The organism is Streptomyces sp. a15 (assembly GCF_059026085.1).
Genome location: NZ_JBWLKM010000032.1, coordinates 61133 through 70800, shown reverse-complemented (window position 1 = coordinate 70800; position 9668 = coordinate 61133). Strand labels below are relative to the sequence as shown.

The 9668-nt window shown below is 71.3% G+C and carries 10 protein-coding genes; all 10 read right to left on the bottom strand.

The genetic code is table 11. From position 1 onward, the window contains the following. Positions 1–187: 187 nt before the first annotated feature. Complete coding sequence (locus tag AC5P09_RS28460) at positions 188–421, bottom strand: hypothetical protein (protein WP_493876613.1); 234 nt, start codon at positions 419–421, stop codon at positions 188–190. Between the two features lie 636 nt (positions 422–1057). Continuing rightward, positions 1058–1303: a hypothetical protein gene (locus AC5P09_RS28455; RefSeq protein ID WP_217238932.1), complete on the bottom strand. Its 246-nt coding sequence runs from the start codon at positions 1301–1303 to the stop codon at positions 1058–1060. A 396-nt stretch (positions 1304–1699) separates the two neighbouring features. After that, on the bottom strand, positions 1700–2617 hold the full coding sequence (locus AC5P09_RS28450; protein WP_493876612.1) for a 2-hydroxy-3-oxopropionate reductase: 918 nt from the start codon (positions 2615–2617) through the stop codon (positions 1700–1702). Between the two features lie 44 nt (positions 2618–2661). Beyond that, entirely contained in the window at positions 2662–3519 is an 858-nt protein-coding gene (locus tag AC5P09_RS28445; RefSeq protein ID WP_493876611.1) for a TIM barrel protein, read from the bottom strand. Between the two features lie 155 nt (positions 3520–3674). After that, the gene (locus AC5P09_RS28440) at positions 3675–4406 is read right to left on the bottom strand and encodes an Rv1363c family protein (RefSeq protein WP_493876610.1); all 732 of its coding nucleotides are present in this window, start codon (positions 4404–4406) and stop codon (positions 3675–3677) included. A 55-nt stretch (positions 4407–4461) separates the two neighbouring features. Further along, positions 4462–4962 (bottom strand): Rv1363c family protein, encoded by a 501-nt coding sequence (locus AC5P09_RS28435; protein WP_493876609.1) that lies wholly within the window; start codon positions 4960–4962, stop codon positions 4462–4464. Next, entirely contained in the window at positions 4935–6212 is a 1278-nt protein-coding gene (locus tag AC5P09_RS28430) for an MCE family protein (protein ID WP_493876608.1), read from the bottom strand. Before AC5P09_RS28430 ends, AC5P09_RS28435 begins: the two co-directional genes overlap by 28 nt. Continuing rightward, the gene (locus tag AC5P09_RS28425; protein ID WP_493876607.1) at positions 6209–7498 is read right to left on the bottom strand and encodes an MCE family protein; all 1290 of its coding nucleotides are present in this window, start codon (positions 7496–7498) and stop codon (positions 6209–6211) included. The genes AC5P09_RS28430 and AC5P09_RS28425 overlap by 4 nt, the downstream gene beginning before the upstream one ends. Continuing rightward, positions 7495–8607 carry an MCE family protein gene (locus AC5P09_RS28420; protein WP_493876606.1) on the bottom strand — a complete coding sequence of 371 codons (1113 nt, stop codon included), beginning with the start codon at positions 8605–8607 and terminating at the stop codon, positions 7495–7497. Before AC5P09_RS28420 ends, AC5P09_RS28425 begins: the two co-directional genes overlap by 4 nt. Next, the gene (locus AC5P09_RS28415; protein ID WP_493876639.1) at positions 8604–9584 is read right to left on the bottom strand and encodes an MCE family protein; all 981 of its coding nucleotides are present in this window, start codon (positions 9582–9584) and stop codon (positions 8604–8606) included. The genes AC5P09_RS28420 and AC5P09_RS28415 overlap by 4 nt, the downstream gene beginning before the upstream one ends. Between the last annotated feature and the right edge of the window lie 84 nt (positions 9585–9668).

Here is a 9668-nt window from a genome sequence, read left to right as displayed (position 1 = left end):
CCCGGTGCCCGGTGCCCGGTCCGGGCGGCCGTGTGATCACTCCCGGAGTGGCCTGGTCTCCGTGCGCGGGGAGTCGGCTTGTCGGCGTGCGGGGCCCGTGCCGCCGACGTGCCCGTGTCCGAACGGCGGTGTCCGTGCGCCGGATCGAGCCGCATGTCTCCGGTGCTCTGGGCCGGCGTGTCCCTGCTCAGTCCGAGCCGCCGCCGTCCCCGCAGCCGTAGCCGCCGCCTCCGCCGAAGCCCCGCGGGGAACGGCGCAGGAGCCCGCTGTCGGACACCTCCACCCGGGCGGTCAGGCCCGCCCGCAGGGCGAAGCGCGGAACCAGGACGGCGAGGGCCGCGTTGCCGTGCAGGGCGACCGCCAACAGGGCGTCGGCGGTCGGCAGGTCCTTGCGGCGGGCGGGGACCGGGTGCTCGGGCACGCAGGGCGTCCAGGGTGCGCCGGGCGGCGCGGGTCCGCTGCGGCGGAAGGGCGCGCAGCAGCCCTGCGGCGGCCAGCCGGTCTCGCAGCGCGGCGATCTCCCGGCGTACGGCGGGATGCTTCACCAACTCCCGTACTCGCACAGGTCGTTGGAGGACCGAGTGCACCGCCGCGTCCAGAGCGGACCGGCCGGGAGGAGGCAACGGGCCGGAGCGGGCCGACAGGCCGGAAGGGGCCGCCGGACCGGCAGGGTCGGACAGACCGGAAGCGGCAGACGGGCCGCAAGCGTCGGACAGGGCCTGCCCCGCGCCCCCGGGCTCCCCCGAGACCCGTACCGTCCCCGGTCGGCCGGCGTCGGCGAAGCCCCGCAGATGCGGGGCGAGCACGGCGACCGTGACGGCGGCGCGGGGACCGCCCCGCAGCAGTGCGACCTCGTGCGGCTCCAGCCGGACCGTCGTACCGCTGTCCATGCCCCCCCTCGCACGGGGTCCGCCGCCCCCGTGCCGGCGGGCCCCGCGTGATGAGAATGTGCCCGGGCCCGGGGGCTGGTGAAGCCTCCCGGGCCCGTTTCAGAGCTTCATTTGAGGGTTCCGTAGCCCGCGTACGACCAGTGGCGTACGTGTCGTGTCCGACGGGCTCACTGCTCGTGGTGCTCGGAGAGTCCCGGCCAGTCGTCGGGGCCGCCGCCCTGCCATTCGATGATGTCGCTCTCCTCGACCTCGACCTGGTCGAGGTCCGCGAGGCGCAGGAACTCGACCACGTCGTCCAGGTGGGAGGCGACGCCGAGGTTCTCGTCGTCCCAGGTCACGCGCCGGGAGCCGTCCAGGGCGGGGGCGTGGACCACGATGTGCGGATGCTGCGTGGGGTGTGCCGGAGGTGCCATGCCTTCAGAGTCCTGCGGGCGGGTCGGATCCGCACCCCGGCGTGCCCCATGCACCTCCCGGATACGCCGGTGAGCGCCGGATGCGGGACCGTCCGCATCCGGCGCTCACCGGAGATCCTGGGACCGCGGCGGTTGCGACGGAGCCCGGGACGCCCTTCCCTCAGGTCGAGAAGAGGGTCCCCGGTCCTTCACCACCGCACTGGCTCGCACACCGCCGCGGTCCCTGCCCTGCCCGCGCCCGTATGACCGGTCGATCACCCCTCATCCGGGTCGCCGGTGGCCGGGCGCGGGCAGGGAGTTCGGGGCACGCTGGAGTGGATTCCGGGCGGCGCCGACGCCTGGGCGCGACAGGACAGTTGTCAGCACCGACGCCGCCCGGAGCTTGGGGGAGGGGCGTCAGACCTGGGCGCCGGACAGGCGCTCCACCGCCCGCAGCAGTGCCGAGTGGTCGAGCCCGCCGTCGCCCTGCGCACGCAGGCTCGCGACCAGCTGGGCGACCACGGCACCGATGGGCAGGGCCGCGCCGACGTTGCGGGCGGCGTCGGTGACGATGCCCATGTCCTTGTGGTGCAGGTCGATACGGAAGCCGGGCTTGAAGTCGCGGTTCAGGAAGTTGTCCTTCTTCCGCGTCAGCACGGTGGAGCCGGCGAGCCCGCCGTTCAGGACGTCGAGCGCCGCCTTCAGGTCCACGCCCGACTTCTCCAGGAAGACCACGGCCTCGGCGCACGCCTGGATGTTCACGGCGACGATGAGCTGGTTGGCGGCCTTCACGGTCTGGCCCGAGCCGTGCGGACCGCACAGCACGATCGTCTTGCCGAGCGCCTCGAAGATCGGCTCCGCCTGGTCGAAGTCGGCCTGCTCGCCGCCGACCATGATGGACAGCACGGCCTCGACCGCACCGGCCTCACCGCCGGACACGGGGGCGTCAAGGACGCGGATGCCCTTCTCGCCGGCCGCCCTCGCGAGGTCCACGGACGTCTGCGGGGTGATCGAGGACATGTCGATCAGCAGCGCGCCGGACCGCGCGTTCTCCAGGATGCCGTCCGGGCCGTACGCGATGGCTTCGACGTGCGGGGACGCGGGCACCATCGTGATCACGACGTCGGCATCCCGGACGGCCTCGGCGATCGAACCGGCCGCGGTGCCGCCGGCGGCGGTCAGCCGGTCGAGCTTGTCCTGCTCCAGGGTGAAGCCGGTGACGTCGTAACCCGCCTTGACCAGGTTCTCGGACATGGGGGAGCCCATGATGCCGAGGCCTATCCAGGCGATCGCCGGGCGGGTCGGGTGGGAATGATCTGCGAGGTTGGTGGTCATGAGGGTGCCTCTCTGACTGCTGTTCTACGTCTGTGAGTTGCCGCTCAGCGAGCGGCTCGGGCCGCGGCCGGCAGCCAGTCGAACGCCTCCGCGCTCGGACGGTCGCCCGGCTTGTACTCCAGGCCGACCCAGCCCTCGTAACCGGCCTTCGCGAGCCGGCCGAGGAGGTCTTCGAGGGGGAGCGAACCCGTGCCCGGCGCACCGCGCCCGGGGTTGTCCGCGATCTGCACATGGCCGGTCTTCGCGGCGTACCGCTCGATCACCGACGGCAGGTCCTCGCCGTTCATCGACAGGTGGTAGAGGTCCATGAGGAACCGTGCGTTGCCCAGCCCGGACGCCTGGTTGACCTTGTCGACGATGCCCACGGCGGCGGGTGCGCTCACCAGCGGGTACCGCGGCGACTCGGGCTGGTTGAGGGCCTCGATCAGCAGGATCGCGCCGATCCGTTCGGCGGCCCGGGCCGCGAGCACCAGGTTCTCCAGCGCGAGCGCGTCCTGCTCGGCCGGGTCCACGCCCTCGACGCGGTTGCCGTAGAGGGCGTTGAGTGCCTTGCAGCCGAGGGACTCGGCGAAGTCGGCCGCCACGTCGATGTTGGCGCGGAACCGCTCCGACTCCTCGCCCGGGATCGACAGGGCGCCCCGGTCCGGGCCGGGCAGCTGTCCGGCGTAGAAGTTCAGCCCGGTGAGCTGGACGCCCGCGTCCTCGATGGCCTTCTTCAGGGCGTCGAGCTCGGACCGCTCGGGGGTGGGGGAGTCGATCCAGGGCCACCACAGCTCGACCGCGGTGAAGCCGGCCGCAGCGGCGGCCGCGGGGCGCTCCAAGAGCGGGAGTTCCGTGAAGAGGATCGACAGGTTGACGTTGAAGCGCTGCTCTGCGGCTGTGCCCCATTCAGAACCTGGCATGTGGGCCGGCGCTCCCTTCCGTGGTTCTCGTTTCCGTATTACGGAAGTAAGTTTCTGCTTAACGGAAGACTGCCTGGGATCGGGGAGGAGTGTCAAGAGTGCCCACGCAAAAAAAGCCCCCGCGCGGGGGCACGGGGGCAGGGCGAACGGACTGGTCACAGCGCGTCGACGGCACTCACCTTCCAGCCCTCCGAGGTGCGGGTCATCGTCATCCGCACCCGGTTCAGATCCACGCGGGATCCCGAGACCTGGGTGCTCTGGGTGACCTGGTTGACGAAGAGCAGCACCGTGACCTTGTCCGGGGAAGCCGATACGACGGAGGCCGTGGCGACCGTCGCCTTCACCACCCCGTGGTACTTCTCCGCGGTCGGTGCGACCACGGTCGTCGTGGTCTTCCGGTACTCGTCCCGGAACTTCCCGGTCAGCCGGTCGTGGGCCCGGGCGAAGTCCCGGTCCAGGTGCTTGTAGTCGTACGACAGCACGACCGGCGCCGCCTTCCGCGCGGCCGAGAGCGCCTCACCCCGGGCGTCGTCCGCCCGCCGTCCCTCCCGGTACTGCCACCCCAGTACGGCGACGGCGACCAGCCCCGCCACGAGCAGGACGCCCATGACCGCGGTGAACAGTATCCGTCGACGGCGCCCACTCCGCTCCCGCGGCGCGTCGTCCTCCTCGAAGGCCTCCGGCGACGGCTCCGGCGGGTCGTCCCAGCCGTCCTTCGGAGCCTCGACGAGCACGGTGCGTCCGGCGAGCGGCGCTTCGTCGGCGGTCGCCGGGCCTGGTTCGCGGTGGCCGCGCTCCGCGCGTCTGGCCGCCGCACGGGCGGCCGCGGTCATGGTGTGCCGGGTGCCCGGTCCGGAGCCGCGGCCCCGCGTCGTCGTCCTTGCCATGCTCGTACTCCTTACTGATCGTGACGACACTGATCGTGACGACTGGTGGTGGCGGTCAGCCGACGAACTCGACGTCGGAGGTCAGCCAGCGGCCGTCCCGCTGCACCAGGTCGAGCCGCAGCCGGTAGGTGCGCGCCTCCCCCTTGGGCACCGCTGTGTTGGTCACCTTGCTGTCGGCGACGACCAGGACGCGGGCCGCATGCTCGTCGGACCGGACGATGCCCGCTTCGAGAACCTGGCCCTCGGACACGGACCTGTTCTCGGCGACGAGTTCGGTCAGCTGCTCGGTCTGCGCGGCGAACTGCTTCTTGAAGTCGCCGGTGGCGCTCTTGAGCACGTTCGCGCTGTCCCGGTCGTAGTGCCGGTAGTCGAGCGAGGTGAAGTTCAGGGCCGACTGGCGGGCGGCGGCGAGGATGTCCTGGCGCCGCTGGTCCGCCTCGCGCTGATCGTGGAGGCCGAGGCCCAACCAGGTCGTCAGGGCGGTGGTGAGGACGGTCGCCACCACCAGCCCCACGGTGAGGGCCCTCTTCATGCCATCGGTCCGACGAGCAGCCATTGCCACGACTCCTTTCCGAATACGGCCTGTTGGCCGCCCGTCGAGCCGATCTCGACGAGCCTTCCGTCCGGGCCGGTGGCGGTGCCGGTCTCCGGGTCGTACGGCGTGACGTACGCCGCCCGGTTCGCGTCGCCGGAAGCGGACGTCGCGCCGGGAGCGTTCTGCGCGCCCCGCACCGACGTCTCGCTCCCGCGCGGGGCCGTGCAGCGCGCGTCGGTGTTCGCCTCGCGCGTGCTGGTGTCGGCGGGGTCGCGGCGTGCCGTGCCGTATCCCTGGGTGCATCCGGGCGGGTCGTCGGCGTTGACGACCAGCCCGAAGTGGGTGGTGCCGTCGCCGGGGATGACGGTGTAGCTGCCCGCGACCATCACCGGGAAGGTGACCAGGGCCTGCTCCACGCCGGGCAGCCGCGCCAGCGTGACCTGGCCGCCGCTGATCAGGTTGGCCAGCAGCACCGACAGTCGTGGCCCGGTCGACTTCAGCAGCGAGTTCACCTGCTGTGCCGCCGGCGTGGCGTTGCCGATCAGCTTGCGCAGGTCCCCGTCGCTCGACTTCAACTGCGCGGTGAGCGCCGCCAGATCACGCGCGAAGGACTTGATCGACGAGCCCTGGTCGGCCTGCGTCTTGAGGACCTTTCGCGAGTCCTCGATCAGCGCGATCGTCTCGGGCAGCGACTCGGACGCCGCCTCGACGAGCGTGTTGCCGGAGTCCACCAGTCGGCTCAGGTTCGGTCCGGTGCCGGAGAAGGCCTGGTCCAACTCGTCGACGGTGACCCGCAGATCGTCCTTGCCGACGGAGTTCACCAGCCGGTCCAGGGCGAGCACGAGGTCCGTCGTGGGCAGCGGCACGCGGGTGCGGTCGCGGGGGATGGTGCTGCCGTCGAGCAGATACGGGCCGTGGGTGGTACGCGGCTGCAGATCGACGTACTGCTCGCCCACCGCCGAACGGTTCGCCACCACCGCGAGGGCGTCCGCGGGGATGCGCGGCGCCCCGTCGTCGATGTCGAGGGCGACCGAGACGCCGTCGGCGCCGGTCAGCCGCAGCGTACCGACGCGGCCCACCGGCACCCCGCGATAGGTGACCTCGGCGCCGGAGAAGATGCCCCCGGAGTCGGCGAAGTCCGCCCGTACGGTGTAGCCGCGGTCCAGGACGGCGTCCACCAGGCCGGTGTACTCGGCGCCGACGTACGACACCCCGACCGCGGTGACGGTGGCGAAGGCGAGCAGCTGGGCCTTGACCGTACGTGTGATCACGGCTGAACCCCCTTCAGCATCAGCTCGGCTAGCTCCAGGTCGATGCCCTCGGGCAGACCGCCCTCGGTGCGGTAACTGCTGCCGGTGCTGTAACTGCTGCTGCACACCGGCGGGCACAGCAGGTCGCCGCCGCCCGGGGGAGCCGAGGGGGACGGCAGGCCGGGTGCGTCCGGCAGGGCGGTGGGAGTCGGGACGGCGGGCAGGTCCGGGAGGTCGGGGAGGTCGGGTACGCCGGGCGGGTCGGGCTCGGCGGAGTCACCGTTGCCCCCGCCGGAGCCGGGCTCGTCCGTCAGGTTCCCGTAGAGACCGGCCAGGTCGAGGTCGGCGGTGAGGTGGAGATTGACGTAGTCGCCCTTGATGGCGTCCACCGCGTTGCGGGGGAACGGGTAAGTGGTCAGCAGCTCAAGGGAGTTGGGCAGGTCGTCGCCCGCCTTGTTCAGTTGCCGCAGGATCGGCCCGAGCTGCTTCAGGTTCGCGACCGTGTCCTCGTGCGAGGCATTGACCACCTTGGTGCCCGTCTCGCCGAGCTTCGACAGGGCGGTGAGCATCCTCGTCAGATCACGCCGCTGGTCGGCGAGGACCTTCAGGGCGGGCGGCATCGTGTCGACGGCCCGGGCGATCGTCTTCTTCTCCTTCCCGAGCCGCCCCGCAAGCCGGTCGACGGCCTTCAGGGCGCGGACGATGTCCTGGCGCTGGTCGTCCAGGCCGCCGATGAACGTGTTCAGCTCCTTGAGCAGGGACCTGACCCGGTTCTCCCGCCCGTCCAGGGCCTTGTTCAGCTCCACGGTGATCGTCTTGAGCTGGGCGACTCCGCCGCCGTTGAGCAGCGCCGACAGTGCGGACAGCACCTCCTCGATCTCCGGGTTGCGGCCGCTGCGGGACAGCGGGACGCGGGCCCCGTCGGCGAGCCGGCCCACGGGTTCCGTGCCGACCGGGGCGGAGAGCGCCACGTACTTCTCGCCGAGCATGCTGGTCTGCCGCAGTTCGGCCACCGCGTTGGCGGGCAGCTTCACCGAGTCCGCGATCCGCAGCCGCACGCGCGCGTGCCAGCCGTCCAGCTCCACCTTCTCGACAGCGCCCACGGTGACGTTGTTGACCTTCACCGCCGACTGCGGCACCAGGTCGAGGACGTCACGGAACTCGACGGTGACGCGGTACGCGTGCCCGTCCGCGGCGGCGCCGCCGGGCAACTGGACGTCGTACCAGCCGTTGAACTCGCAGCCGGACAGCAGCAGCGAGCCGGCCGCCGCCCAGGCGAGGGCCCCGGCCGTGCGTCGTACGCTCATGCGCTCGCCCCCAGGATCCCGCCGAGCGTCCGGTCGACCGTGCCGGTGACCGCCGGGCCCTGCGGCACCTCGGGCAGGGAGTCGAACAGGTCCCTCAGCTCCTTGCAGTCGGTCTCGTCCCCAGTGGTCCTCAGCACGGAGCACAGCAGGGATGCCGGATCCTGTGGCTGATTGGGGTTGTTGCGGGTGTCGAGGGTGCCCGCGGCCGGGTTGTAGGCGTTGTTCAGGTTCGACATGCCGGTGGGTGCGACCTCCAACAGCTCTTCCAACGCCGCCCGTTGGGTGACGAGCACTTTGGTCACCTTGCTGAGGCCCTTCACGTTCGAGGTCAGCGAGTTCTTGTTCCTCTTCACGAAATCGGACACGTCGCCGAGGGCCGTTCCCAGGTTCTTCAGCGCGGCCGCCAGATCCTTGCGTTCGCCCGCGAGCTGCTCGGCGACCTTGGCGAGGCTGGTGTTGAACGACCGCACGCTCTTGTCGTCGGCGGCCAGCGCCGCCGTGAACACCTGAAGGTTGCGCACCGTGCCGAAGAGGTCGCCGCGGCCGTCGGACAGCGTGGTGACCGCCTCCGAGAGGTCCTCGACCGTCTGGTTGAGGTGTGCGCCCTGCCCGTCCAGGTTGTCGGCACTCACCCCGAGCAGCCGGGACAGTGAGCCGTCCTTGTTCGCCCCCTCGGGGCCGAGCGACTCGGCCGTGGTGTGCAGGCTGTCGAAGACGCGGTCCAGTTCGACGGGCACGGCCGTGCGCGACTCGGGGATGACGTCGCCGTCCCGCATCGCCGGACCACTGCGGTACACCGGCAGCAGCTGCACGTAACGGTCGCTGACCACCGAGGAGTTGATGATCGCGGCCCGCGCGTTCGCCGGGACCCTGCGGCCGGCTTCGTACTCCAGCTCCACCCGCACCCGGTCGCCCTCCGGCGTGATCTTCTCGACCTCGCCGATTCGGACGCCGAGGACACGGACGTCCGAGCCGGGGTAGATGCCGACGGTGCGCGGGAAATACGCGGTGACCCGCACGGGCTCGGAGCGCGGCCACAGCACGTAGGTCAGGGCGGCGACGACGGCGAGTGCGGTGACCCAGGCCACGCGCCTGTTCAGGTTGTTCACTGCGCGCCTCCCGTGCGCGGCACCACCGGAGCGGCGACCAGGTTCTGGACGTAGGAGTCGAACCAGCGGCCGTTGCCGAGGGTGTTGGTGAAGAGCCGCACATAGGGCGCGAGCAGCTTGACGCTCCGGTCGAGGCTGGACTGATTGCGTTCGAGCATCTCGACCACGCGGCCCAGGCCCTTGAGCGCGGGCCCGATCTCCTTGTCGTTGTCCTCGACCAGGCCGGAGAGCTCGACGCCGAGCGCGGCGGAGCTCTTCAGCAGCGTGTGGATCGCCTTGCGCCGCTTGCTGATCTCCTTGAACAACGCGTCGCCGTCCTTCACCAGGGCGGTGAAGTCCTCGGAGCGCTCGGCCAGCACACCCGTCACGCCGTTCGCGTGGTCGAGCAGCTCCCTGAGCTCCTGGTCGCGTGAGGCGACCGTCCGGGAGATCTTCGACAGGCCCTTGATGGACGCCCGTACCTCTGCCGGCGAGTCCTGGAAGGTGGTCGAGATGGTGTCCAGGGCCGTGGCCAGCCGGTCGGTGTCGACCTCCTCGGTCGTCGTGGTGAGGTCGCTGAAGGCCTGTACGACGTCGTACGCCGGAACTGTGCGCCTCAGGGGTATCTCGGTGCCGGGCCTCAGCTGCCCCGGCCCCTTGGGGTGCAGCGCGAGGTACTTCGCACCGAGGATCGTCTTGACGCGGATCGACGCTCCGGTGCCGGTGCCGAACCGCGGATCCCCCTTGATCTTGAAGGTGACCAGGACATGGTCGTCGTCCAGATCGACGTCCTCGACCTTGCCGACCTTGACCCCGGCGATCCGCACCTCGTCGCCGGGCTTGAGGCCGCCCGCCTCCGAGAAGGCGGCGCGGTACGTCTCGCCGCCGCCGATCAGCGGCAGGCTGTCGGCGTTGAACGCGGCCACGGTCAGCAGCGCGAGCGTGGTGAGGCCGGCGGCCCCGATGACCACGGGGTTGCGCTCGCGGAACGGGGTCAGGCGCGGGCGGCGGATCCGGATGCGGGGGAGCCTTATCCGCGGCGGCTCGACCCGCACCTTCATCAGCGGTTCCGGACGGCGCCG

Bases quoted from the DNA above. Each gene is read 5' to 3' on its own strand.
- AC5P09_RS28445 (WP_493876611.1), bottom strand. From the start codon at position 3,519: ATGCCAGGTTCTGAATGGGGCACAGCCGCAGAGCAGCGCTTCAACGTC.
- AC5P09_RS28450 (WP_493876612.1), bottom strand. From the start codon at position 2,617: ATGACCACCAACCTCGCAGATCATTCCCACCCGACCCGCCCGGCGATC.
- AC5P09_RS28435 (WP_493876609.1), bottom strand. From the start codon at position 4,962: ATGGCTGCTCGTCGGACCGATGGCATGAAGAGGGCCCTCACCGTGGGG.
- AC5P09_RS28425 (WP_493876607.1), bottom strand. From the start codon at position 7,498: ATGAGCGTACGACGCACGGCCGGGGCCCTCGCCTGGGCGGCGGCCGGC.
- AC5P09_RS28440 (WP_493876610.1), bottom strand. From the start codon at position 4,406: ATGGCAAGGACGACGACGCGGGGCCGCGGCTCCGGACCGGGCACCCGG.
- AC5P09_RS28455 (WP_217238932.1), bottom strand. From the start codon at position 1,303: ATGGCACCTCCGGCACACCCCACGCAGCATCCGCACATCGTGGTCCAC.